We start from the raw sequence: 23,792 nt of genomic DNA, 5'->3' as shown, positions 1-23,792 counted from the left end.
AAAGTGTTAAACATCTGCTGACATTTAAGCGCTTACGTATTTTTGTAACTGGATGAAAACGAAAAGTATCAGTCTGATCATTGGCTCAATGAGTATTGCACTGCTCGGCGTGATGGCTATGCAGGTGTATTTCATGCGCGAGTCATACCAGCTGCAGACAGCGCTTTTTAACCAATCGGTGAAGGGCGCACTGGCCAACGTGGTCACCAAACTGGAGAAACAGGACGTGTTTAGCTTCCTCGACAGTAAAGAGCGCCAGGAGCGCCAGATGGTGCTCGACCGCAAAGCGATGGATTTGCAGGTGGTACGCTCTAAGAACAGGCCCGTACTGAAAGCTGAACCGGTAAGCGACCCGGTACAGCCGGCAACGGGTCGCATTTACCCGCCGGACACTACCCTTGTACGTGTAACAGGCTATGGAAATCTTTTGCCGGCCACCCGCAATATTCTTTTGGGGCTTAGTAACCTGCGCCAGGCAACGGGATCTGGGATCATTAAACCCGGTACGCGAAGTGTTTCGATGGTACGCAACATGCCGGCGCGGGTAAACCTCAGCGCGCTGACGGGGAAGAACATTACCTTCAGGAACGGCGTTTCGGGAGAACGATATGCCCGGTTGCTGCAGTATGAGCAATTTAAATCGGATAGCTTATTCAAGATCTCCGACAGTATTATCCGCAGCCGTTTCCCGGTGGTAAGCTCGCAAATGGACGTGGCGCCGGATAACGAAGACGAGGAAGTGAAAGTAAATTTCCGCATGGATGTGTTCCAGGTAGAAGATGCTACCGGCAGGGTTTACCAGGAAACGCGCGTGGTTCCGCCACCCGTGGCCATCACCCGGGAATCCATTCGCGTTGGTCCCCGCAGGGACTCGCTCGCCAAATATATCGCCATGGACCATGGCCAGGCAAGGGTACTGTTTCTTACCAAGCCGAGGATCTCGCAGGTAAGCCTTCCGATCCTGGAGGAAGACCAGAAGAACCGTCCCAAAGAAGTTTCGCGCGTGAGCAACTTTGTGAAGCAGAAGCGTAACCGCAACGCTTTCCAGGCGCTGGTGGCCGATTTCGAGCATGTGAATGTTCCGCTGGCCAAACGTGTTAAAAAGAACCTGCTCGACTCGCTGCTGCGGTCGGAGCTGAAAAGCCGCGACATCAATATCGCTTATAACTTTAAAGTGGCTTCGGCAAAGAGCGATTCCATGATCTTTACCAAGATATCGAACAAGGAACCGTATATTCCTCAAAATACGTATCAAACCAAGCTTTTCCCGGGAGATATTGTTGGCGACGGCGGCCTGCTCACTATCGCCTTCCCGGATAAAAACCATGTGATCCTTTCGAAGATGAGTGCCATGATGGGCTCTTCGGGTGCACTGCTGCTGGTGCTGCTGTTCTGTTTTGGATATACCATCCACTCGATCCTGAAGCAGAAGAAGATCTCGGAAATGAAAACGGACTTCATCAACAACATGACGCACGAGTTTAAAACCCCCGTGGCCACCATCATGATCGCCAGTGAGGCGTTGAGAGACCCGGAAATTACCGAGGACCGCAACCGCATTAGTCGCCTGGCAGGCATTATTTACGACGAAAACGTTCGCCTGGGCAACCACATAGAGCGGGTGTTAAACATCGCCAAGATCGACAAAGAAGACCTCAAGCTGGAGCATAAGCCGGTGGAAATGAATGACCTGGTGTCGGCCGTGATCGATAGCATGGGCCTGCAGCTGAACAAGAAAAATGCCAGGCTGACACTCAACCTCGATGCGCAGAAATCGGTGATCAACGGCGACGAGCTTCACCTGAGCAACGTGATCTTTAACCTGGTAGATAACGCCATTAAGTATAGCAAAGACGACCCGGAAATTACCATCACCACGCTGAATACAGGCAAAAACCTGCTGATCCGGGTGGCCGATAAGGGTATCGGGATGAACCGCGACCAGCTCACCAGGATATTCGAGCAGTTTTACCGCATACCTACCGGCAACCTGCACGATGTAAAAGGATTCGGCCTTGGCCTGAGCTACGTGAGCAACATTGTAAAGAAACTGGACGGATCGGTGAAGGCGAAAAGTGAAAAAGATAAGGGATCCGAATTTGAGATCACCCTGCCGCTGGCCGCCACGCAGGATTTGCGTTAACTACTCACTCCCATAAAGTAACTCACTATGAAAAAAATCTTACTTGTTGAAGACGATCCAAACCTGGGCATGCTGCTGCAGGATTATCTCCAACTAAAGGGGAAATACCACGTAGTGCTTTGCAAAGACGGCGAAGAAGGGTTGCGGGCTTTTACCAAGGATACTTACGATCTTTGCATCCTGGATGTGATGATGCCTAAAAAAGACGGGTTCACCCTGGGAAAAGACATCCGGCGCATCAACGAAAAAGTGCCTATCATTTTTGCTACCGCGAAGGGAATGATGGAAGACAAAGTAGAAGCCTTCAGCCTTGGCGGAGATGATTATATCACCAAACCGTTCCGTATCGAGGAATTGCTGCTGCGGATAAACGCTTTGCTGAAACGCCTGTCGAACCAGGAGAAAGCCACCGACGAACAGCCCTCCAAGTTCAACATCGGTAAATACCAGTTCGATTATACCGCACAGCTGATCAGCAAAGATGGTGACCAGCAGAAAGTATCGACAAAAGAAGCTGAACTGCTGCGGTTACTGTGTATCAAGAAAAACGAGGTGCTTACCCGAGAGGAAGCGCTCCTGAGCATCTGGCACGACGACAACTATTTTAACGGGCGCAGTATGGATGTGTTCCTCAGCAAACTGCGGAAGTTCCTGAGGGATGATCCCGCGGTAGAGATCGTAAATGTACATGGCAAAGGGTATAAGTTGCTGGTGAATTAGCCGGCTTGCTTGTAAGAACTTCCCCGGCAACTCTTATCAATCCAGCTCAAACTTAATTCCCTGGGCCAGCGGGAGCTCGCTCGAGTAATTGATCGTGTTAGTTTGCCTGCGCATATACGCTTTCCAGGCATCCGAGCCCGACTCGCGGCCGCCGCCGGTTTCTTTTTCACCGCCAAAAGCGCCGCCGATCTCGGCACCTGAAGTTCCGATATTCACATTGGCGATGCCGCAATCGGACCCTACGCAAGAAAGATAAAGCTCTGCCTCGCGGAGATTCAGCGTCATAATTGCCGAAGACAGTCCCTGGGGAACATCATTCTGGATGGCAATGGCCTCCTCCAGCGTTTTATACTTCATGAGATAGAGGATAGGCGCGAAAGTTTCCTCCTTCACGATGTGAAAACCGGCGTTCACTTCTGCTATACAAGGTTTCACGTAACATCCGGAAGCATACGCTCCGCCTGTTAGCTGTCCGCCTTCTACAATAAACCTGCCGCCTTCCGCTTTGCAGCGTTCAATGGCCTGCAGGTAGTTTTGTACGGCGCCGGTATCAATCAGCGGGCCTACATGTACCTCCGGGTCCAGCGGGTTGCCAATGCGGAGCTGCTGGTACGCGCTTACGAGTTTTTGCTTAAATGTTTCGTAGATGTTTTCGTGTACGATAAGGCGGCGCGTCGACGTGCATCTTTGTCCCGCGGTACCTACAGCGCCGAACACACTGCCGGTAATGGCAATATGCAGGTCGGCATTTGGGGTAACGATGACGGCGTTATTGCCCCCCAGTTCCAGGATGCTGCGGCCCAGGCGTGCACCCACGGCCGCGCTTACGGCCTTGCCCATGCGGGTAGATCCTGTGGCGGAAATAAGCGGGATGCGCGGATCATCGCTCATCAGCTTCCCGGTATGGCGGTCGCCGATCACGAGGCACGAAACACCTTCCGGTACGTTATTCGCCTTAAATACCCGTGCTACCAGTCGCTGACAGGCGATGGCGGTGAGCGGTGTTTTTTCGGATGGCTTCCAGATGCAGGTGTTGCCGCAAACCCATGCCAGCGCACTGTTCCAGCTCCATACGGCCACGGGGAAATTAAACGCGCTGATGATCCCCGTTATTCCAAGCGGGTGCCACTGCTCATACATCCGGTGGGCGGGCCGTTCAGAATGCATGGACAAGCCGTATAGCTGGCGTGATAAACCGACGGCAAAATCGCAGATATCTATCATCTCCTGCACCTCGCCGAGGCCTTCCTGCAGGCTTTTACCCATCTCCCACGAAACCAGGGTGCCCAGCTCGTCTTTAAACTTGCGCAGCTCTTCGCCAAACTGTCGCACTGCTTCACCGCGTTTGGGTGCCGGAACTTTCCGCCATCCGGCGAAGGCTTCAGCGGCTTTTTCTACAACGGTATCGTAGTCGCTTTCAGTTATCAACATTGTTGTCGCTATTACTTTTCCGTCCGCCGGCGAGGTGCTTTCTAATATTGCGCCGTTGCCTTTCCCCGAAATCGTGCCGGTGCTCCAGGCGTCATTTTCAGGTCCTATTCCAAGTTTTTCAAGGATCGAATGTATGTCAGGTAACATGTTTTTCGTATTTTTGGTAAAGTTAATAATATCTGGCAGGCGGGGTCCCGGGAGGTGTAAATCACGAAATCATTATTTTCCAACCATTTACGTACCCGCTGTGGGTATGTGGAAAACTTAATACGAGGGATAATAAAATATAGCCCTATTTTGATACAGTCAGGCCGGGGTAAAACATCCACCCGCGCCCAGCGTTCTTAACGTAATTTCATGGAAGAAGAATTCGAATTTGATTTTTCCGAGGACCCGAGGTTTTCGGTTGAGCGTTATGAAGAAATGATCCGTAACCACGATCAGTATTTTTTCGACGCCCAGGCATTTGAAAACATCATTGATTACTATATTGAAAAGAACGACCCCATCAAAGCGCTGCAGGTAGTGGATTACGCGCTTAGCCAGCATCCCTTCGCGGTAGTATTTTGTATCAAACAGGCACAGCTGTTCGTGGTGACCAACCAGCTGACCCGTGCTTTCGAGTCGCTCGACAAGGCGGAGATCCTGGAATCATCAGAAGCCGACATCTACACCATCCGCGGTAATATTTACGAAGGTATGGAGCGCCACGAGGAAGCCATCCTCAATTATGATAAAGCCCTGAAGCTCGCCGAAAGTACAGACGAGATCCTGCTGCACCTGGCGTATGTTTACCAGAACATGGGCGATTATGAGAACGCGGTAACGTACCTTAAATCGTGTCTCGAACAGAATATGGAAAACCAGGATGCGCTCTACGAGCTTGCATTTTGCTATGATGTGCTCGATAAGCAGGAAGAAAGCATCATGTTTTACCAGCAATATATCGATAACGAGCCTTATTCGTATGCCGCCTGGTACAACCTCGGTAACGCTTACAATAAGATGAACCTGTTCGAAAAGGCCATCGATGCGTATGATTATGCTATCCTGATCAAGGATAATTTCGCTTCGGCGTATTTTAATAAAGGGAACTCGCTGGTACACCTGGATCGTTTTAACGATGCCATCGACGTGTACAAACAAACCTTCGAATACGAGCCGCCAAGCGCCGATACGTATTGCGCCATCGGCGAATGCTACGAAAAGCTCGAGCAGATGGAAGATGCACGCCACTACTATAAAAAAGCGGTGAAACAGGACCCTAAGCTCGCCGATGCCTGGTTCGGGATCGGTGTAACGCTTGATTTCGAAGAACGTCATTTCGAATCCCTTCATTTTTACAAGAAAGCGCTCGACCTCGACGACAAGAACGCCGATTACTGGTTCGCCATTGCCGATGCGGAGTACAAGCTGAAACGCCTGCCTGAATCGGTACTGGCTTACGAGAAAGTGGTGGAGCTTAACCCGATGGACATGGAAGCGTGGCTCGACTATTCCTCTGTGCTGTATGAACAGGAGAACCTGCGGGGGGCGATAGAAACCATGTCTGACGCGATAAAGCATATTCCCGATGCCGCAGAGCTCTATTACCGCATGGTGGCCTATCTTTTTGCCGATGGCCAGTACAACGAGGCGCTGATCTACCTGGAAACCGCATTAAACGCCGACCCGGAAAAGCACCCCATCCTTTTCGAATACCTGCCCCAGCTGCAGGAGAACAAGATCATTGTCGACATCATCAACCGGTACATGCGATAGCAAATCAGGACTCTTTTCGTGCATCCAGCGATTAGCGAAAATCCTATATTTGCGGAACAAGTATGAACTATCAACTTAACCAGATTCCCTTCCGTACCCAAAAACCCAGGCAAAGCGGCCTTACTATGGTGATGGATAAGGGTCTGAGCCTGCGTGAAGCCGAAGATTTTCTCGAAGTAGCCGGTGCCTACACCGATATTATCAAGCTTGGCTGGGCGACATCATACGTTACCCCAAACTTAAGAGAGAAGCTGAATATTTACCGAAATGCCGGGATCCCCGTTTATTTCGGGGGAACATTGTTCGAAGCGTTCCTGGTTCGCGGGCAGTTTGATGACTACCGCCGTGTGCTCGACGATTACGGTATGGAATATGCCGAGATCTCCGATGGTTCGATCGATATCGACCATGCAGTAAAATGCGAGTATATCAGCAAATTAAGCCGGCAGGTTACCGTGATCTCGGAAGTGGGCTCGAAAGATGCACAGAAGATCTTCGCCCCTTATAAGTGGATCAACCTGATGCGGGCGGAGATAGAAGCCGGTTCGTGGAAGGTAATTGCCGAAGCGCGTGAAGGCGGTAACGCGGGCATCTACCGTGATTCCGGCGAAGTGCGAGAAGGACTGATCGACGAGATCCTTACCCAGATCCCGCAGGAGCGTATTATCTGGGAAGCTCCGCAAAAAGCGCAGCAGGTATGGTTCATTTCGCTGGCCGGTACTAATGTTAACCTGGGGAATATCGCCCCCTCCGAGGTGATCTCGCTGGAAACCATCCGGCTCGGGTTGCGGGGCGATACGTTCAGCCTGTTCCTGGATAAGTAATAACAGCATGAAAAAATTCGGACTGATCGGTTTCCCACTTTCACATTCTTTCTCGAAAGAGTACTTCACAAAGAAATTTAAAGAAGAGGGACTGGAAGATCATGTATATGAGCTTTACCCGCTTCCTAATATCAACCAGCTGGAGGCGCTTATTCGCTCGGAGCCGGGGCTTTGCGGGCTCAATGTAACCATCCCTCATAAGATCGGGGTAATGTTTTACCTGGATAAAGTGGACGAAGCGGCGAAGGAGATCGATGCGGTTAACTGCATCAAGATCCTGAATAACAAGCCTATGGAATCTTTTTTCTCGGGAGAGATCTCCTTTATGCAGGTAAATTTACATGGCTATAACACAGACGCTTACGGGTTCGAAACCTCGCTGGCGCCTTTGCTCAAAAAGCACCATAAAAAGGCGCTGGTGCTGGGTAACGGCGGCGCAACCAGGGCGGTGATCTATGTGCTCAAAAAATTGCATATCGAGTTTACCGTGGTGTCGCGTCGCCCGGTGCGCAAGCAGATTACTTACGAACAACTGAATAAACAGGTAATGGCCGAGCACACGCTGGTGATTAATACCACCCCCCTGGGGATGTCGCCTAATTACCATACCTGCCCCGCAATCCCTTACGAATACCTCACCGGTAAGCACTTGCTGTACGACCTCGTTTATAACCCGGAAGAGACGGAGTTTTTACGCCGTGGCAAGGAACAGGGCGCTGCCATAAAGAACGGGATGGAGATGCTGCACCTGCAGGCGGAGAAATCGTGGGAAATATGGAACGAGTAGGGAACGTTAAACGCTGGACGCTGAATACCGGACGTTTTATAAGCACCTGTTTATGTTTAATGGTATACGCTTGCGGTAATGATTATGCGCCGAAACCACGGGGCTACTTTAAGATCGACCTGCCCGAAAAAGCTTACCAGGCCTATAGCGGCGAATGTCCGTTCGAGTTTGATTACCCGGTGTATTCGAAGGTGGTGCCGGATAGCATGGGGGGTAGCAAGGCCTGTTCGCCGAACCTGCTGTTCCCGAAGTTTAACGGGCGTATTCACCTGAGCTATTACGAGGTGGCAAACCGGGAACGGTTAAACGAGCTGGTGGAAGACGCCTACAAGCTCGCCTATAAACATGTGGCTAAATCGACCGGTATCGACCGGCAGGAAATAAACTATCCCTCCAAAAATGTCTACGGGGCGTTATATCACATCGAAGGCAACACCGCCTCGTCTGTACAATTTTATCTAACAGACAGCAGCCGGCACTATATCCGCGGCGCTCTTTACTTTCGTGAGGAGCCCAGGCTGGATTCGATCCAACCGGTACTCGATTTCGTGAAAAAAGACATCGACGTAATGATCAGGTCATTCCGCTGGAAAGCCAACTAATTAACTTACGAGGGTCCCGATATTATCTCCTTTGGCAACACGCAGGAAATTATCGGGCCTGTTCATATCGAATACGATGATGGGAAGTTTGTTTTCGTGACATAATGTGAAGGCGGTGCGGTCCATTACGTTCAGGTTCTTGTCATACACTTCCTGGAAAGAAATATTTTCGTAGCGTGTCGCGGTAGGATCCTTCTCCGGGTCGGCGGTGTAAATGCCGTCCACGCGGGTGCCTTTCAATACCACATCGGCTTTGATCTCGATGGCACGCAGTGACGCCGCGGTGTCGGTGGTGAAATATGGGTTACCGGTCCCGGCGCCAAAGATCACGATGCGGCCCAGTTCCATGTGGCGCATGGCGCGACGGCGAATATATGGCTCGCAGATCTGCTCCATCTTAATGGCCGACTGCAGGCGGGTGGGCACATCCAGGCTTTCGAGCGCATTTTGCAGCGCCATGCAGTTGATCACGGTGGCAAGCATGCCCATGTAATCGGCCTGGGCCCGTTCCATTCCTGATTTTTCTGCGCTTAATCCCCTGAAGATATTACCGCCGCCAACAACCAGCGCAACTTCTACGCCCGCATCGAAAACGGTTTTAATGTCCTTAGCATATTGCAATACCTGGTTGTTATCAATTCCATATTGCCGATCGCCCATGAGCGATTCTCCGCTTAGTTTCAGTAGGATTCTTTTATATTTCATCGGGATGTGATTTTTGAGAACGGTGAACTATTTGCTGCAAACGGGAAGAAGATATATGCAGGCAGTCAAATTTCATTTTCGAAGATTGCGCAAAAGTATCTAAATAAAGCCAGTGTTAAAATTTTATCTTGCTTTTATTCCCGACAGGTAGGTGCCTTTTACCTCGAAATTATCGTTAAACACCAATAAATCAGCATCATACCCCGCCTCAATCTTCCCCTTTGTGCTCCAACCGCTCAACTGAGCCGGGTATAGCGAGGCCATGTTGATCGCTTCAGCGAGGCCGATATTCACCTGTTCCACGCAATTTTTTACCGCTTTAAGCATGGTAAGGCACGAGCCGGATAACGTTCCGTCGGGCATGGTGTACCTGTCGCCGGTAAACACATGCGGGTAGATGCCTTTGCTGGTGGCGGTCACGGCATCGGTGATAAGGAAGAGCTTTTCACCCAGCAACGTTTTCGCCAGGCGTATCATCGGGAAGCTTACGTGAATGCCATCCGCCACGATACTTGTGTATGGCTTCTTTTCAAATATGGCGGGGATGAGGCCCGGCTGGCGGTGATGCATTTGCGGCATCGCATTGTACAAATGTGTGACGGCGGGCACCGCGTTGGTCAAAAACCTCAAGGCTTCTTCAAACGTGGCGTCGCTATGGCCGCAGGAAATCACAATGTTTTGTTTATCCAGGTAATCCAGCACTTCCCGGTCTTGTAATTCGGGCGCCAGCGTGACCATCCTGATCTCGCCGCCGGCCAGGTCGACCCAGTTCCTTATTTCCTCTATCGTGGCTTTTTTTATGAACCCGGCGGGATGAGCACCCTTCCGCTTTGCGTTGAGGTAGGGGCCTTCGAGATGAAGACCAAGGAAGTTTCCCTTTGCTTGCGGCCGGTAAGCTTTAGCGGCCTCGATGGCACGGACCACTATTTCCGGTGAATTGGTGGCAACAGTCGCGAAAAAGCCGGTAGTGCCCTGGTTTAGCAGGTCATCTTCCATTTTGGCCAGTGCCTCAACAGACGGAGTGCCGCCGAACAATTCACCCCCACCGCCGTAGACCTGGAGATCGGTAAGGCCCGGGGCGAGGAAGTTGCCTTGCAAGTCGATAACCGTTTCGTCGTCCGAGACTTCGTTATGCGGAATTATTCGTGCGATCTTTCCGTCCTTCACCTGCAGCGCCATACCGCGTTGTTCGGTACCGGCTGAAATGATCACCATATTTACCAGCGTTATCATAAAATCAGGAAAGTTTCTTCATAAAGTTGAGTTTCGTTATTTGCATGAAAAAGGTGTTACCTGTTTCATTTCGACGAATCAGAACGTAACGAGAGATAAATGTCGTTATACTCCTTAGATATCAAAATAACATGATCAAACATGCCATTCTTCTCATTGCGTTGGTTTTTTTCACGCAGCCATCATTTTGCCAGGCGAGAAGCGGGATCGGCTTTGGCACAGGAATCAACAAACCTTTTACAGCGATGTTTGAGGCCGCTACGGGCTTAATCCTGCATACGGACGTAAAGATAACCGATCGGTCTGCACTGTCAATAATAGGAGACATGGAACGATTTATTCCAAAATCGGCCTACCGAATTGACGATGAGCGCGCAGGCAGGAATTTTGTGGGCTACGTCGGATTGGGCATCCACTACCGGCGATATATGTTCCACAATTTATTTCTTGAAGGAGGACCTAATCTCTGCTTTTCTGCGGGCGACAGGGATGTTATGGATATTTCCCTTGGCGGAACACTAGCCATTGGGTACACTTTCCCGATAAGCCGTCACCACGCCGTTAATTTGGCTGTCGACGTAAATTACCTGCGCATCGACTACAATAGGGTACGGTTCAAGGGCTTTTTGGGGGGGAAGGCAGCGTATAGCTTCCGTTTTTAACAACAAAATCCCCTATGCGCCAGGGGATTTTGTTGTTAAGCGGCAACTTTAATTATGCTCCTAACTGCACCCGCTTAAATGCGGTAACGGTCAGCCCCTTTGATACGCTATCCAGGAACTGTGCGATATTCTTCGACGAATCTTTCACGAATTCCTGGTTAAGGAGGGTATTGTCCTTATAAAATTTGTTCAGCTTACCTGCGGCGATCTTCTCAACCATTTCTTCGGGCTTGCCTTCGGCACGGATCTGGTCTTTGGCGATCTCGAGCTCACGCTCGATGGTGCGCGCATCGACATCACCTTTATCAATGGCGACAGGGTTCATGGCAGCGATCTGCATAGATACGTCTTTACCTGCCTCTTCAACACCTTCGGCATCAGCGCTCAACGCTACCAATACGCCAAGGCGGTAGTTGGCATGGATATAAGCGATCACCTTTTCGCCGGTAACCGACTCGTACTTGGAAACACCGATCTTCTCGCCGATCTTACCGGTTTGGTCAAGTATCTGGTCAGAGATCCGTGTGCCGTTCAGGTCAAGGGCTGTTAACTCCTCGAGGGTTGCAGGGCTTTCGCTGATCGCGATGTCGGCGATGCTGTTTGCGAAGGATACGAAATCTGCGTTTTTAGCCACGAAATCTGTTTCACAATTGATTTCCACAATAATTCCGCGTTTTCCATCAGCACTGGTTTTTGCAATAACCACACCTTCGTTCGACTCGCGGTCCTGGCGGCTGGCAGCTACTTTAGCGCCTTTTTTGCGTAAATAATCGATAGCGGCTTCGAAATCGCCGTTTGCCTCGGTAAGTGCTTTTTTGCAATCCATCATACCGGCACCGGTTTGCTGGCGCAGTTTGTTTACGTCTGAAGCTGAAATTTGTACGGTTGACATGTTTTTTTAGTTATCAGCTGTCAGTTATCAGCTGTCAGCTGGGGTTATTACTAATGTATGGGAATTAAAAAAGGTTGAAAAGTTGAAAGGTTTTAACGATCCAACATTTCAACCTTTCAACTAAATATTATTATTCTTCGGTATCGGCAGGCGCTTCGGCTTCCGCGGTAGCAGTTTCAGCAGAGGCTTCGGCAGCTACTTTGCGTTCGCGGCGTGCAGGAGCTTCCGCAGGTGCTTCAGGCGCATCGATCTTGGATTTTGCCGCTGCAGCTTCTTTTTCCGCTTCGTCTTCTTTTTCGCGTTTACGCTCGTCGAGACCTTCCTGGATCGCTTTGATGATCACGTCGGTGATCAGCAGGATCGATTTGGTAGCGTCGTCGTTAGCCGGGATCGGGAAGTCGATGTTCGAAGGGTCCGAGTTGGTATCAACCATCGCGAAAGTAGGGATGTTCAGCTTCAATGCCTCAGTAACGGCGATATGCTCCTTCTTTACGTCGATGAGGAACAGTGCCGCAGGTAAGCGGTTCAGGTCAGAAATACCTCCGAGAAGGGTTTCTAATTTGATACGCTCACGCTGGATCATCAGCTTTTCTTTTTTTGATAATACGTCGTAAGTCCCGTCTTTGGTCATCTTGTCGATGTTGGTCATCTTCTTGATCGACTTGCGCACAGTAGCGAAGTTGGTTAACATACCACCTAACCAGCGTTCGGTTACGTAAGGCATGTTCACGTTTTTCGCTTGTTCGGCCAGGATGTCCTTAGCCTGTTTTTTTGTTGCTACAAACAGTACTTTACGCCCTGATTTAACGATCTGTTTGATCGCCGCTGCAGCTTCTTCTAACTTTGTTAAAGTTTTATTTAAATCGATGATGTGGATACCGTTACGCTCCATGAAAATGTACGGTGACATTTTCGGGTCCCATTTGCGGGTAAGGTGACCAAAGTGTACACCTGCGTCCAGTAAATCCTGGTATGTTGTTCTAGCCATTGTCTGATCCTCCTGAAATTAACGTTTACTAAATTGAAATCTTTTTCTTGCTTTCTTGCGTCCTGGTTTCTTACGCTCAACCATACGGTCGTCACGTGTCATGATACCTTTCGCGCGCAGCGCTGATTTCTTTTCAGGGTCCAGTTCAACAATCGCTTTGGCAATGGCTAAACGAACGGCTTCTGCCTGTCCTTTTACGCCGCCGCCGGCTACGTTTACGTTTACGTCATAATTTCCCGCGTTCTGCGAAACTTCGATACTCTGCGTAGCAATGTACTGAAGCGGCAAGGTGGGGAAATATTCTTTGTAGTCTTTACCGTTAACGGTAAGGGTGCCGCTGCCTTCCTTTAAATAGATACGGGCAACTGCGGTTTTTCTTCTTCCTGAAGTGTTTGTAGTTGGCATTTCTTTCTCTTTAATTAAAGTTTAACTTCTTTTGGACTTTGTGCCTCATGGGGATGAGCTCCGCCCGCATATACATGCAGGTTTTTGTACAATGCACGGCCCAAACGATTTTTAGGTAACATCCCGCGTACCGCTTTTTCAACGATGCGCTCCGGATGTTTCGCCAATAACTCCTTAGGAGAAATGAAACGCTGACCACCTGGATAACCTGTGTAGCGAACATAAGTCTTGTCGCTCAGTTTGTTCCCGGTCAGTTTTACCTTGTCTGCATTGATAACGATCACGTTATCTCCACAGTCTACGTTTGGGGTGAATGTTGGCTTGTGTTTTCCACGGATCACCATCGCGATCTTAGAAGACAAGCGCCCCAAAATCTCTCCTTCAGCGTCAACAACTATCCACTCTTTGTTGACCGTCTTTTTGTTGGCAGAGACAGTTTTGTAACTTAACGTATTCACTTGCTTGATATTAAATTAATTAAACAATATACTATACCCCTTAAATTGGGACTGCAAAGATAGAAGATTATATTTATATTGCAAAGAGGATTATAAAATTGACCGTCAGCCGATTGATATGCGAAACAGCTTAAAAATGCTTATACCGGCTTTTTTAGCCCAGGCGTTTTGCGGCTGTGGTATAGGCGCTGTGCTCACGCATTATGTACGGCCGCCCTTGCTGCGGGGTGATCAGGCATACCAGCCCCGCCCGATTTCGCAGGATAGCCTGCACCACACGGCCAATTATGTTTCGGGCTTTATCGGAAGCAGGGAGGAGTCTCTCACCGGAGAGATCACTTCGTTTGGTGGCTTAAATTATTCGCGGGGACACGTAATGAAGCACCTGAACATCTCCTATGGCGGAAGCGCCTTCTTCGGGAACTTTTATACAAACAAGATCGACCAGGCCAATCCAAACTACTTCAAGCGGAAAACATTTTCCGCTTTCCAGGCGGCATCGGGGATCAATACTTTCGTGAGTAGCCGGTATACCGACTTCCGGTTGATCGGGTTAAACGTTTCGTATACCAAAGAGTCGGGCGATTTTGCCGCGTTACGGAAGCAGGTACTTACCGCCGGTGATTTTTATACCATTCCCGGTACTTCAATATTCTCGGCGGCGCTAAGTACCGAAGTCGCGCAGCGTTCCCGCAAATCGGGCAATCAGCAGTATGCCATCAGGCTGGGGATAGCTACAAGTTTTAAGAAATACCCTTACCAGGGAACTGCTGCAGCGCCTGCCGACCGTTTTTTTGAACGGTCGGCAACGATGTTCGGCTCCGCGTACGTTCAGTGGAACAAGATCTATTTCGTACTTCAGCAAAGCGGGGTTAGCCGGATCGATGCAGGGTTCCGGTTTTAGAGCGGCTTAACCCGGCGCTTACGCAGAACAGGACTACCGGGTCAACCAGGGGTAGGCTCATCGGTCGTAAGCGAGCTATTAAGCCCGCTTGTATGCCTTTACAGCTAATCGCTGATCTTAAAAGTAACCGATAACACGTACGAGTTTCTCACCGGCTTTCCGTCCACCATCGCCGGTTTCCAGGCGGGGAGCATCCGGATCACGCGCAGCGCTTCTTCGTCGCACCCGGAGCCTATGCCGCGCAGCACTTTAAAGTCAGAGAGCGTGCCGTTCTTTTCCACTACAAAACCGGTAAATACCTTACCCTCCACGTTGTTTGAACGGGCCTGCGGCGGGTACTTCAAATTCCTGTTAAGAAATTTTACCAGTTCTTTTTGCCCCCCGGGGAATTCGGGAGGTATTTCTACTCCGCCAATGTCATAGATCTTTTGGTCGTTCGCTTCCGCGGATGGGATGGGCGGGGACGGGACGGGAGGTTGTGTGCCGTCCGGCTCGATCGGGTCGGCGTATATCGAGTCGGTAGAATCTACGGAATCGCCCATCGGGTACGACAAGAAGTTGTTTACTTCCAGTTCCCGCAGCGAAACGATCTTGCCGAACTCGTCGGTAATGAGCTCATATTTAATGTCGGCCGATTCCTGCGTTTTTTTCGAAGGCCGGTAATAGCTTTCCGAAGAAATGTAGGTGGCGATAATGCGTGTTCCCTCCCGCCTGAAATCGAGCGACGACACGATCCAGTTACGCTTAAGATTTTCCATGTCGTGGCGGCGGCGCCAGTAAACCTCTTTCAGCCGGGTATAATTAAGGTTATGGTAATTGTAAAAGGTTTCGGTAATGGGCGCGAAGTAACTTGGCGGATCGAAATAACCGCGCCGCTGGTCGAAGTAGAAGGCTTCGATAAATTTCACAAGCGAGAGTTTTACTTCGTCATCGCTCATGGCTCCGGTTTCGCTTAGCAGCTCAGAGCGGTCTTCGGTAAGTTTTATGGCCGGGTGTTCTTTTTTAAAGATCTTCCACGGATCGTCTACGAACAGCGTCAGGTAGCCCATTACCAGGATGATCACCCCGAGGGTAACAGCCATGTAAATATGCGACCGGTCTTCCGGTCCTTTGGATGAATCGCTATCGTCGTCGGAATCTACAGGTCTAATTTTCACCGGGCGAGAATAAAATATAAATATACAAAAACGAGAGGGGCGGAGAGGAGCAAGCCGTCAAAACGATCGAGCAGGCCGCCGTGCCCCGGCAGGAGCGAGCCGGAGTCCTTCACCCCGAGGCTGCGCTTCAGCATAGATTCGGCAAGGTCGCCAAGCGTGCCGGTAGTGGCGATAATGAGCGACATAACGCCCCATTCTACCGCCGAAAGCTCGCTATAAAAATAACTGATCACCACCGATACCAGGAAGCTGGTAAGCATGCCGCCGACAAAGCCTTCCCAGGATTTTTTGGGTGAGTGGCGTTCGAACAACCGCGTTTTGCCAAACTTCATCCCGAAAAGGTACGCGCCGGTGTCGCTGGCCCAAAGCATCAGCATAAAACCGAGCGGCAGGTGGAAACGGTAATCGCCCGGGAGAAACGCCAGTGCATGGAAAAAGCTGAAAGGCAGCACCGCGAAGATCACTCCCAGCAAGGTGTAACCGATATTGTGAAAAGGGTTTTCGTGTTTCCGGTAAAGCTCGGCGATAAAAACCAGCACGGCCGCCGGAACGACCACCAGCAGGAAATCCAGCGGCGTACCCCTGAAAAAATGAAATGCCACAGGCAGGTAAACCAGCAAGCCGAGTGCAATACCCAGCTGTCGCTGCGGTTTTACGGACCCGGTGCGTACCAGCCGGTAAAACTCGTCAAGGCTTAACAGGCTTAATAAGAGGAAAAAAAACGTGAACGCATAATCGCCGAGCAACACGGAGCCGAGCATTACCGCAACAAAAAACACACCTGTAATTGCCCTGGTTTTCATAAAGTATTACTGGAAGAAGTTGATTTCAAAGACCCTTTCTTTGAAATGAAATAGAACGACACAAGTAAGAGCACCGTAAAAAGAAAGCTTACCGCATATAGCTGCCAGCCACCCGTATTCAGCTCATCCGACTTTTCGACGGGCAGTCCCTTTTGCTGGTAAACATAAGCAACCAGTACGCTTACGCCGTTGTTAATAAAATGCGCGGTAATGGGGATCCACAAGCTACGCCCCCAAACAAAAAGGTAGCCGAACAGCGCCCCAAGCAGCATTCGCGGAAGAAAGCCATAGAACTGCATGTGAATGGCGCTGAACGTAATAGCCGTTATCCAGATCGCCGCATGGTGGTTTTTCGTCCACCGCGTCAGCATCTGCTGCATCCCGCCCCTGAAGATAAGTTCCTCGCCGATTGCGGGGATCACCGCGATCATCAGCAGGTTAATGAGGAGGATCGGAAAGCTTTTCATCACCAATAACTGTTTGGTGATCTCCATCATCTGGTCCTCCTGGGTACGCATCCAATCTTCAATGCCCTTGAGAAACCCTGGAAGCTTCATTTGCTGGTTAAGCTGTACGGTAAGCTGCAGCAATGGCCCGGAAAGTACCAGCAGTAACGCCGCAATGGCAAACAAGGTGATTGGCGCCGTGTTGTTCATCTTCAGGAAAGCAAAAGGCCGCCGGCTGCAGATCCTTGCCCAGATAAGCGCCGGGATCACAAACGTGCCGATCGAAGAAACCAGCTGGATCACACGCATCGGTCCCGGGTAGGCGGCAAAGTCGATATCCATTTGCATAACCGAACGGGGAACCCCGTAAAGTATTTTCGACAGGAAGAGTGCCGCCACCATCGAAATGATCATTCCCGGCAGGATCAGTACCAGCAGCAGCACCAGCAATTCGAAAGGATGGCGATCAGATGACTTGGTTTTCTGCATTGATATCCAATTATTTGTAAGTTTGCACCCGCAATTGGTGCGCAAAAATACTATTTTGAACAGTTCAAATGACGGTAAAGATTGGAAATATAGACCTGGGTGAGTTCCCGCTCCTGCTGGCGCCGATGGAGGATGTGAGCGATCCGCCCTTTCGCTACGTGTGCAAGCAAAATGGCGTGGATATGATGTATACCGAATTTATCTCTTCGGAAGGATTGATCCGCGATGCCGCCAAGAGTGTACAAAAATTAGACATTTTCGAGTATGAGCGCCCCATTGGCATCCAGATCTTTGGCAGCAGCATCGAGACCATGCGCGAAGCTACCTCGATCGCCACACGTGTAAATCCCGACCTGATCGACATCAATTATGGTTGCCCTGTAAAGAACGTGGCTTGCCGTGGCGCCGGCGCGAGCCTGCTGCAGGATATCGATAAGATGGTGGCGATGACGAAAGCGGTGGTAGAATCTACCCACCTCCCGGTTACCGTAAAAACAAGGTTGGGCTGGGACGATAACACCAAAAATGTACGTGAAGTCGCCGAGCGGTTACAGGATGTCGGTATTAAGGCGCTAACTATCCACGGCCGCACCCGCGCGCAGATGTATAAAGGAAGCGCAGATTGGACGCTGATCCGCGAGATCAGGCGAAACCCGCGGATCCGGATCCCGGTATTCGGAAATGGCGATGTAGACAGCGTAGAAAAAGCAGCCAACTGGCGCATGGAATACGAGGTCGACGGCATCATGATCGGCCGTGCCGCGATCGGTTACCCCTGGATCTTCCGCGAGATCAAGCATTTTTTTAAAACGGGCGGGCACCTCGAAGGTCCTACCATCGCCGAGCGCGTGGAGGTTTGCCGTACACACCTCGAAAAGTCGATCCAGTGGAAAGGCCGCAGGACCGGCATCTTTGAAATGAGGCGGCATTATTCAAACTATTTTAAGGGCGTGCCCGACTTTAAGCATTACCGGATGCTACTCGTTTCATTGGAAGATGTACAGGATATTTACGGGGTGCTCGACGAAATAAAAGAGAAAATAGATTTTGTACCGGCCTGATTTTGAATTATATGAAATAATTCCTTACTTGGAAAAAAATTGAGTCATGGTGACCGAAATAACAGATGGCGTGAAAGTGTCGGTAGAAACGATCTACCAGTCGGAATACTCTAACCCCGGAAGCGAACATTTTATGTTTGCATATAAGGTACGTATAGAGAACCTTGGTCGCTATAGCGTGCAGCTGATGCGCCGCCACTGGTTCATTTTCGACTCGAACGGCACCCACCGCGAAGTAGAGGGCGAAGGTGTAGTGGGTGTACAGCCGGTGATAGAACCGGGAGAAAACCACGAATACGTATCGGGCTGTAACCTTAAAACAGATATCGGAACCATGAAAGGGTCGTACCAGGTGAAGCGCCTCATCGATAACGAGGAGTTCGAAGTAACCATCCCCGAATTTTACCTGGTAGCTCCTTATAAGCTGAATTAAGCTAACTACGACGAATAAAAAAGGCCCCGGCAATCATCCTGCGGGGCCTCTTTCTATTAAACTTCTTTCGTGATTTTGTTTAGTCATCACTTCGTCTTCCGCCGAACAGCATCATGGCCAGGTACAGCAGCTGGGCGATAGAGCCAAGTGCGGCGACTACATAGGTCATGGCGGCCCACCAGAGGGCATCTTTTGCTTTTGCGTGTTCCTGGCTGCCCTGTATCACACCGTAGTTATTGTTTAACCAGGCCAGGGCACGGTTGCTGGCATCGAATTCAACGGGCAGCGTAACGAGGCTGAACAAGGTGATCACCGCCGTTGCGCCAAAGGCGATGAGCAGCAACAACGGGCTTTGCATGGCAGCATACATAAGGATACCAAGCATAAAAACGAATTGCATCAGGTTCGACGCAATGTTTACTACCGGTACGATGGCTGTGCGGAACGTAAGCCAGCCATAAGCTTTGGCATGTTGTATGGCGTGACCGCATTCATGTGCGGCGACGGCGGCCGCGGCGATGCTCCGGCCGTGGTATATTTCCGGGCTCAGGTTAACGGTACGGTCTGAGGGATTGTAATGATCGGTAAGCTGACCGGCGGCGGCGATGATACGCACATCGTAAACCCCGTTTTCGCGCAGCATTTTTTCAGCTACCTCCCGGCCGGTAAGACCCGAATGGATCGGCGTTTCGGCGTATAACTTGAATTTGCTCTTAAAACGCCATTGTACAATAAAGCTTAGTACCGCAACGGCTATAATTAACAGGATTCCCATAGTTATCTTTCTTTTCTTATCGGTATACCAAAAAGTATTCCGCTTTGTAAATGCAGGGATGACGGGACGGGAAGGAAGCCGGTGGTGTCAAAATTGCACGAAAACCTGATCGCACCTGAAATTTTGTCGCCGACAAAAAACGTGCTGCAGCTCAGCACGCTTCCGGGTGTTTTATTACTTTTTCGAGGAAAAATCTGCCGCCAGCTTTTTAATATCTGTAGATGAAGTAGCCTTAGCCCCCTCGTCTACCACCAGCCTGAAACGGAAGCTTACCGTCTCGCCGGGTTTCAATTTCAGGTTCTTTTCGCTTTTGCCATTGGTGAAGATCTTTTCCCCCAGTGGATTAGCGGCAAAAAGCCCATAACCACGGGCATGCCAGAAAGTGGGGTAATTGATGTTTTTAGGATGATCGATGATGACCACGCTAACCGAATCCCCGTCCATTTTACCGTAAACCTTACACCAGCTTGCGCGGGTGCTCCAGGCAGCATCGCCGGTAGCGCCCTCGCTGGTTACGTAGTTGCCGTTCGCTATTTTATCTGTTCCGCCTTTTACAACGGTGACGATCCCTTTACTGTCGGTAAATTTTTCATCCTTTAATGAGGGGATCTGCAGCTCGTGCGCGAGGCGGATTGCATACATCCCGTCCTTTGCATCGGTAAAGGTCGCCTCCACTACCGCTTTTAGATCCGTTACACGGTCAATGATCCGTTTACTGCCTTGCTGACTGAACTCCAGCCGGGTGGTTTCTTCTACTAATACTTCGTTTTGCTGGTTGGTCCAATTGGCGTGATAAGAGAGTACGCCGGTTTTGCCGCCGGCAGATTGCAGGATCCTGTCGGTTTTCACCCAGCCGTACTGCTTCTTTTTATCGGCAGGGATGGCATAAGAATTATTCCAGAAATCCAGCCCGTTCAGGTTTTCCCAGTTAAACCAGATCCCGATATGGTGCGGATGATCCGTAGGGTCGCCCGCTTTAGGATTCATCGGGAATCCGCGTGTTACGTCTTTCCCCGAGGCGGTAAATACCGGGTAGAGTACCGGTTTCTCGAGCGTGTCGGGATAGAGAAAACTGGTGAACAGTTTTTTCCCGATCCATACGTCGATCTTATTTTTGGTGCCGTCTTTTACTACGCGCACGTCATCGTTCTTTTGCGCCAAAGCTGTTGTGCCGCACATTATAGCCATCACATATAAAGCGATGCACTTTTTACCCGGTAATACACCAATCATATCTAAAATTTGAACGGTTTGCCGCCCGCCATTACTTCCTGTGTTTTTTCGTCGAATGTAACTTTCTGCCCGGTATGCACCGCTGCGTTGGTCATAATGGTAGCAATAGAGTGGTTATAACCTGCCTCAACCGGGCCGTTTGGCTGTTTGCGGCTGCGGATACATTCCATCCAGTTCCTTACGTGTGCCGAAGTAAGCTTATCACCACCGGTATTAGCCGAAGCGATCACTTTTTCCATGGGTGAAAGGCTCGACTCAGGCAGCAGGAAGCCCTTCATTCCCATTACCGCGGCCGTTTTGTCGGTTAACCCGCCGGCAGGAGAAACTTTATTGGTGTTCAGGTTCAATTCGCCGCCATTCGAATAGTAGATCTCTGCCGGGTTTTCGTCGCCATTGTGCATCCGCGAAGAGAATGTTACCTGGAAGCCTTTCGAAGGATCGTTCAGCGGGCCATAATCAAACACCGCCGAAATGGTATCCCAGTTCCTTCTGCCGTCTTTCCACATATAAATTCCGCCGTTGGCGACTACGCTGCGCGGATGGCTCAGGCCGGTGAACCAGTGAACGGTATCGATCTGGTGGCTCATCCACTGTCCCGGGAGACCGGAAGAATAGGGCCAGAAAAGACGGAACTCTAAATATTTGCGCGGATCGAAGGCCTCAAACGGGCGATTGAGCAGGTATCTCTTCCAGTCGGTATCTTTTTCTTTTAGCAGCGGTACGGCGGTTGGCCGGCGCCAGCGGCCTGGTTGGTTTACGTTCCAGGTAAGCTCTACCATGGTAATGTCGCCAAATTTCCCGGAGCGGATATAGTCGTTGGCGATGTGGTAGTTCTGGCCGCTGCGGCGTTGCGAACCGATCTGTACGATGCGGTCGGAGCCTTTGATCACTTTCAGGGCATTGCGGTTGTCTTCCATCGTTTCGGCGAAAGGCTTTTCGCAATACACGTCACAACCGGCCTTTACGGCTTCGGCGGCGTGGGTGGCGTGCTGGAAATCGGCCGTGCTTACAAATACAGCATCAACCAGCTTTTTGTCGTACATCTCTTCGTTATTTCGGCAGGCAACCACGTCGTGACCCATTTTTTCTTTCCAGGCAGCGGCGCCTTCCTCGCGGCGCAGGCTCCAGATATCCGAAACAGCTACCAGGTCGAAGTTCAATTCTTTATAATGGTTCATGAAACAAGGCATGTGCGAGCTCTTATGCCTGTCGGAATACCCGACAACGCCTACGCGTACGCGTTCGTTGGCCCCGATGATCCTTTTATAACTCTGGGCGGTCCAACCGGTCTTTGATACCAGTAGCCCGGCCCCGGCGATGGCGGATTGTTTGATGAATTTGCGGCGTGAATTTTCCATGAATAATTGGTTTGTTTGGTTTAAAGGTACATAAAATGGATAATTTACCTACCTGTCGGCCCAATCCTTCGATAAAAATTTAGTTACGGACGCTTGGAAAATCATTATTTTTGATAAATAAATTAGCAATGGAGCCGCAGATCATTATTATCATACTACTTATTTTAACAATTTTTACACTGATCATCCTGCGGAAGGGGAAATCAGGCGGAGCCGCAGAGCGAATATTACGTGTTGAAAATGAGCACTTAAAGATCAGCCTGGCGCGTCATGAAGAGAAAGTGGGCTTACTTACCGATGATAGGGAGAAGCAGCTGACCTCCTCCCGTGACGAACGGCAGCGCCTGAATGACGAGATCAGGGACCTTCGCGAAGAACTTGCCCGCGCGAACCGGTCGCTCGAAAGCTCCCAGGCCTATTACCGCGCGCAACAGGAGAAAATCGAAGAGCAGAAGGCAGATCTCGGCCAGATGCACGTAAAGCTGACCAAAGATTTCGAGCTTATTGCTGCAAAGATCCTCGAAGATAAATCGGTGAGATTTACGGATCTCAACCGGGCGAACCTCGATCTGCTGCTGTCGCCCCTCAAACAAAATCTCAAGACCTTCGAGGATAAGGTAGAGAAGGTATATAAAGCGGAATCCGATGAACGACATGTATTGAAAGGAGAAATTTCCAAGCTCATGGAGCTAAACCGGCAGATCAGCGAAGAAGCGGGAAACCTCACCAGGGCGCTGAAAGCCGACAGCAAAAAACAGGGCAACTGGGGCGAAGTAGTGCTCGACCGGATCCTCGAGGCGTCGGGCCTGGTAGCGGGCGAAAGCTATAAGAAGCAGGGAACCTACACCGGGGAAGACGGCGCACGGTTACAGCCGGATGTGGTGATCCTCTTGCCCGACAAAAAACACATAGTCGTAGACTCGAAGGTTTCGCTCGTGGCCTATGAACGCCTCGTAAATGGCGAAACAGACGAGGAACGTAAGCTGCACCTGCGTGATCACCTGGCTTCGGTCCGTAGCCATGTGGCAGGTCTCGGGAACAAAAACTACCAGGACCTGTATGGGATCGACTCGCCGGACTTTGTCCTGTTGTTCGTACCCATCGAGTCGTCATTCGCGGTAGCCATACAGAACGACCTGGAGCTTTTTGAGTATGCCTGGAACAGGAAAGTAGTGATAGTTACTCCCTCTACGCTGCTGGCTACGCTCCGCACCATTGCCTCCATATGGAAACAGGAGCAGCAAACGCAGAATGCGCTCGAAATCGCTACGCGCGCAGGAGCGCTGTATGATAAGTTCGTGGGGTTTGTGACAGACATGGAGAGTATCGGCAGCAGTATCGACACGGCCAAACGCCATTATACCAATGCCTTCAGCAAGCTCTCTGCGGGCGACGGGAACCTGATGAAGCGCGCAGAGAACCTCGAAAAACTAGGCGCACGGGTGAAAAAGAAACTGGATAAGCGGCTGCTGGAAGAATAGCATAAAGAGGGGCAGGATGGTAATCCACCCTGCCTGACTTT

Annotated in this window: 24 protein-coding genes; 11 read left to right on the top strand and 13 right to left on the bottom strand. The window is 50.4% G+C overall.

Annotation, left to right across the window (positions count from 1 at the left end; genetic code table 11):
- The first annotated feature begins 52 nt into the window (after positions 1-52).
- Together GS398_RS05245 and GS398_RS05240 are read left to right on the top strand one after the other, a co-directional pair.
- A complete protein-coding gene (locus GS398_RS05245; RefSeq protein WP_237488085.1) occupies positions 53-2,143 on the top strand; it encodes a sensor histidine kinase in 2,091 nt (696 codons plus the stop codon).
- 27 nt (positions 2,144-2,170) lie between these two features.
- A complete protein-coding gene (locus GS398_RS05240; protein WP_160905650.1) occupies positions 2,171-2,863 on the top strand; it encodes a response regulator transcription factor in 693 nt (230 codons plus the stop codon).
- Positions 2,864-2,899: 36 nt separating this feature from the next.
- On the opposite strand, the gene amaB is transcribed toward GS398_RS05240, so the two are convergent.
- On the bottom strand, positions 2,900-4,441 hold the full coding sequence (gene amaB / locus GS398_RS05235; RefSeq protein ID WP_160905649.1) for an L-piperidine-6-carboxylate dehydrogenase: 1,542 nt from the start codon (positions 4,439-4,441) through the stop codon (positions 2,900-2,902).
- Positions 4,442-4,651: 210 nt separating this feature from the next.
- On the opposite strand from amaB, the gene GS398_RS05230 reads away from it, so the two are divergent.
- The 4 genes from GS398_RS05230 to gldD all read left to right on the top strand — a co-directional run bounded on the left by GS398_RS05230 (position 4,652) and on the right by gldD (position 8,268).
- Complete coding sequence (locus tag GS398_RS05230; RefSeq protein WP_160905648.1) at positions 4,652-6,055, top strand: tetratricopeptide repeat protein; 1,404 nt, start codon at positions 4,652-4,654, stop codon at positions 6,053-6,055.
- Between the two features lie 62 nt (positions 6,056-6,117).
- Complete coding sequence (locus tag GS398_RS05225; RefSeq protein WP_160905647.1) at positions 6,118-6,879, top strand: phosphosulfolactate synthase; 762 nt, start codon at positions 6,118-6,120, stop codon at positions 6,877-6,879.
- A 7-nt stretch (positions 6,880-6,886) separates the two neighbouring features.
- Positions 6,887-7,666 carry a shikimate dehydrogenase family protein gene (locus GS398_RS05220; RefSeq protein WP_160905646.1) on the top strand — a complete coding sequence of 260 codons (780 nt, stop codon included), beginning with the start codon at positions 6,887-6,889 and terminating at the stop codon, positions 7,664-7,666.
- Positions 7,654-8,268, top strand: a complete 615-nt coding sequence (gene gldD, locus GS398_RS05215) for a gliding motility lipoprotein GldD (protein WP_237488084.1) — start codon at positions 7,654-7,656, stop codon at positions 8,266-8,268. Before GS398_RS05220 ends, gldD begins: the two co-directional genes overlap by 13 nt.
- On the opposite strand, the gene pyrH is transcribed toward gldD, so the two are convergent.
- Entirely contained in the window at positions 8,269-8,973 is a 705-nt protein-coding gene (pyrH, locus tag GS398_RS05210) for a UMP kinase (RefSeq protein WP_160905645.1), read from the bottom strand. It lies immediately after the preceding gene.
- Positions 8,974-9,096: 123 nt separating this feature from the next.
- The gene (gene nagA / locus GS398_RS05205) at positions 9,097-10,206 is read right to left on the bottom strand and encodes an N-acetylglucosamine-6-phosphate deacetylase (protein WP_160905644.1); all 1,110 of its coding nucleotides are present in this window, start codon (positions 10,204-10,206) and stop codon (positions 9,097-9,099) included.
- A gap of 131 nt (positions 10,207-10,337) precedes the next feature.
- Between nagA and GS398_RS05200 the strand changes: the two genes are divergently transcribed.
- Positions 10,338-10,868, top strand: coding sequence for a DUF3575 domain-containing protein (locus GS398_RS05200; RefSeq protein WP_160905643.1), 531 nt, complete (start codon positions 10,338-10,340; stop codon positions 10,866-10,868).
- Between the two features lie 52 nt (positions 10,869-10,920).
- On the opposite strand, the gene tsf is transcribed toward GS398_RS05200, so the two are convergent.
- The 4 genes from tsf to rplM form a co-directional block, all read right to left on the bottom strand.
- Positions 10,921-11,760 carry a translation elongation factor Ts gene (gene tsf, locus GS398_RS05195; protein WP_160905642.1) on the bottom strand — a complete coding sequence of 280 codons (840 nt, stop codon included), beginning with the start codon at positions 11,758-11,760 and terminating at the stop codon, positions 10,921-10,923.
- Between the two features lie 130 nt (positions 11,761-11,890).
- Complete coding sequence (gene rpsB / locus GS398_RS05190; protein WP_160905641.1) at positions 11,891-12,748, bottom strand: 30S ribosomal protein S2; 858 nt, start codon at positions 12,746-12,748, stop codon at positions 11,891-11,893.
- 18 nt (positions 12,749-12,766) lie between these two features.
- Entirely contained in the window at positions 12,767-13,153 is a 387-nt protein-coding gene (rpsI, locus tag GS398_RS05185; protein ID WP_160905640.1) for a 30S ribosomal protein S9, read from the bottom strand.
- Between the two features lie 14 nt (positions 13,154-13,167).
- Complete coding sequence (rplM, locus tag GS398_RS05180; protein ID WP_160905639.1) at positions 13,168-13,611, bottom strand: 50S ribosomal protein L13; 444 nt, start codon at positions 13,609-13,611, stop codon at positions 13,168-13,170.
- Positions 13,612-13,729: 118 nt separating this feature from the next.
- Here rplM and GS398_RS05175 point away from each other — a divergent pair, with 118 nt between their 5' ends.
- Complete coding sequence (locus GS398_RS05175; protein ID WP_160905638.1) at positions 13,730-14,515, top strand: hypothetical protein; 786 nt, start codon at positions 13,730-13,732, stop codon at positions 14,513-14,515.
- Between the two features lie 104 nt (positions 14,516-14,619).
- Here the strand turns inward: GS398_RS05175 and GS398_RS22805 are convergent, their stop codons facing one another.
- The 3 genes from GS398_RS22805 to GS398_RS05160 are packed head-to-tail and all read right to left on the bottom strand — an operon-like array spanning position 14,620 to position 17,410.
- Positions 14,620-15,672 (bottom strand): energy transducer TonB, encoded by a 1,053-nt coding sequence (locus tag GS398_RS22805; protein ID WP_160905637.1) that lies wholly within the window; start codon positions 15,670-15,672, stop codon positions 14,620-14,622.
- Positions 15,669-16,475 (bottom strand): phosphatidate cytidylyltransferase, encoded by an 807-nt coding sequence (locus GS398_RS05165; protein ID WP_160905636.1) that lies wholly within the window; start codon positions 16,473-16,475, stop codon positions 15,669-15,671. Before GS398_RS05165 ends, GS398_RS22805 begins: the two co-directional genes overlap by 4 nt.
- Positions 16,472-17,410: a CPBP family intramembrane glutamic endopeptidase gene (locus GS398_RS05160; protein WP_160905635.1), complete on the bottom strand. Its 939-nt coding sequence runs from the start codon at positions 17,408-17,410 to the stop codon at positions 16,472-16,474. Before GS398_RS05160 ends, GS398_RS05165 begins: the two co-directional genes overlap by 4 nt.
- A 68-nt stretch (positions 17,411-17,478) precedes the next feature.
- Here GS398_RS05160 and dusB point away from each other — a divergent pair, with 68 nt between their 5' ends.
- Positions 17,479-18,471: a tRNA dihydrouridine synthase DusB gene (gene dusB, locus GS398_RS05155; protein ID WP_160905634.1), complete on the top strand. Its 993-nt coding sequence runs from the start codon at positions 17,479-17,481 to the stop codon at positions 18,469-18,471.
- A gap of 46 nt (positions 18,472-18,517) precedes the next feature.
- The gene (gene apaG / locus GS398_RS05150) at positions 18,518-18,904 is read left to right on the top strand and encodes a Co2+/Mg2+ efflux facilitator ApaG/CorD (RefSeq protein ID WP_160905633.1); all 387 of its coding nucleotides are present in this window, start codon (positions 18,518-18,520) and stop codon (positions 18,902-18,904) included.
- 79 nt (positions 18,905-18,983) lie between these two features.
- Here apaG and GS398_RS05145 read toward each other — a convergent pair whose 3' ends face one another.
- From GS398_RS05145 to GS398_RS05135, 3 genes are all read right to left on the bottom strand, one after another.
- Positions 18,984-19,679: a zinc metallopeptidase gene (locus GS398_RS05145; protein WP_160905632.1), complete on the bottom strand. Its 696-nt coding sequence runs from the start codon at positions 19,677-19,679 to the stop codon at positions 18,984-18,986.
- Between the two features lie 174 nt (positions 19,680-19,853).
- Entirely contained in the window at positions 19,854-20,912 is a 1,059-nt protein-coding gene (locus GS398_RS05140) for a DUF6807 domain-containing protein (protein WP_160905631.1), read from the bottom strand.
- Between the two features lie 2 nt (positions 20,913-20,914).
- Complete coding sequence (locus GS398_RS05135; RefSeq protein ID WP_160905630.1) at positions 20,915-22,270, bottom strand: Gfo/Idh/MocA family protein; 1,356 nt, start codon at positions 22,268-22,270, stop codon at positions 20,915-20,917.
- Positions 22,271-22,380: 110 nt separating this feature from the next.
- Between GS398_RS05135 and GS398_RS05130 the strand changes: the two genes are divergently transcribed.
- Positions 22,381-23,751 (top strand): DNA recombination protein RmuC, encoded by a 1,371-nt coding sequence (locus tag GS398_RS05130; RefSeq protein ID WP_237488083.1) that lies wholly within the window; start codon positions 22,381-22,383, stop codon positions 23,749-23,751.
- Positions 23,752-23,792 lie beyond the last annotated feature (41 nt).

This window comes from Hufsiella ginkgonis (assembly GCF_009834915.1).
Classification (GTDB): domain Bacteria; phylum Bacteroidota; class Bacteroidia; order Sphingobacteriales; family Sphingobacteriaceae; genus Hufsiella; species Hufsiella ginkgonis.
This window is presented reverse-complemented; position numbering and strand designations above follow the sequence as displayed.

Coding starts and splice junctions, on each gene's coding strand:
- GS398_RS05140 (WP_160905631.1), bottom strand. CDS start 20,912: ATGATTGGTGTATTACCGGGTAAAAAGTGCATCGCTTTATATGTGATG.
- GS398_RS05160 (WP_160905635.1), bottom strand. CDS start 17,410: ATGCAGAAAACCAAGTCATCTGATCGCCATCCTTTCGAATTGCTGGTG.
- dusB (WP_160905634.1), top strand. CDS start 17,479: ATGACGGTAAAGATTGGAAATATAGACCTGGGTGAGTTCCCGCTCCTG.
- rpsB (WP_160905641.1), bottom strand. CDS start 12,748: ATGGCTAGAACAACATACCAGGATTTACTGGACGCAGGTGTACACTTT.
- GS398_RS05230 (WP_160905648.1), top strand. CDS start 4,652: ATGGAAGAAGAATTCGAATTTGATTTTTCCGAGGACCCGAGGTTTTCG.
- GS398_RS05135 (WP_160905630.1), bottom strand. CDS start 22,270: ATGGAAAATTCACGCCGCAAATTCATCAAACAATCCGCCATCGCCGGG.
- gldD (WP_237488084.1), top strand. CDS start 7,654: ATGGAACGAGTAGGGAACGTTAAACGCTGGACGCTGAATACCGGACGT.
- rpsI (WP_160905640.1), bottom strand. CDS start 13,153: ATGCCAACTACAAACACTTCAGGAAGAAGAAAAACCGCAGTTGCCCGT.
- apaG (WP_160905633.1), top strand. CDS start 18,518: ATGGTGACCGAAATAACAGATGGCGTGAAAGTGTCGGTAGAAACGATC.
- amaB (WP_160905649.1), bottom strand. CDS start 4,441: ATGTTACCTGACATACATTCGATCCTTGAAAAACTTGGAATAGGACCT.
- GS398_RS05245 (WP_237488085.1), top strand. CDS start 53: ATGAAAACGAAAAGTATCAGTCTGATCATTGGCTCAATGAGTATTGCA.
- GS398_RS05200 (WP_160905643.1), top strand. CDS start 10,338: ATGATCAAACATGCCATTCTTCTCATTGCGTTGGTTTTTTTCACGCAG.
- GS398_RS05240 (WP_160905650.1), top strand. CDS start 2,171: ATGAAAAAAATCTTACTTGTTGAAGACGATCCAAACCTGGGCATGCTG.
- GS398_RS05220 (WP_160905646.1), top strand. CDS start 6,887: ATGAAAAAATTCGGACTGATCGGTTTCCCACTTTCACATTCTTTCTCG.
- GS398_RS05145 (WP_160905632.1), bottom strand. CDS start 19,679: ATGGGAATCCTGTTAATTATAGCCGTTGCGGTACTAAGCTTTATTGTA.
- pyrH (WP_160905645.1), bottom strand. CDS start 8,973: ATGAAATATAAAAGAATCCTACTGAAACTAAGCGGAGAATCGCTCATG.
- GS398_RS05225 (WP_160905647.1), top strand. CDS start 6,118: ATGAACTATCAACTTAACCAGATTCCCTTCCGTACCCAAAAACCCAGG.
- GS398_RS05165 (WP_160905636.1), bottom strand. CDS start 16,475: ATGAAAACCAGGGCAATTACAGGTGTGTTTTTTGTTGCGGTAATGCTC.
- GS398_RS05175 (WP_160905638.1), top strand. CDS start 13,730: ATGCGAAACAGCTTAAAAATGCTTATACCGGCTTTTTTAGCCCAGGCG.
- tsf (WP_160905642.1), bottom strand. CDS start 11,760: ATGTCAACCGTACAAATTTCAGCTTCAGACGTAAACAAACTGCGCCAG.
- nagA (WP_160905644.1), bottom strand. CDS start 10,206: ATGATAACGCTGGTAAATATGGTGATCATTTCAGCCGGTACCGAACAA.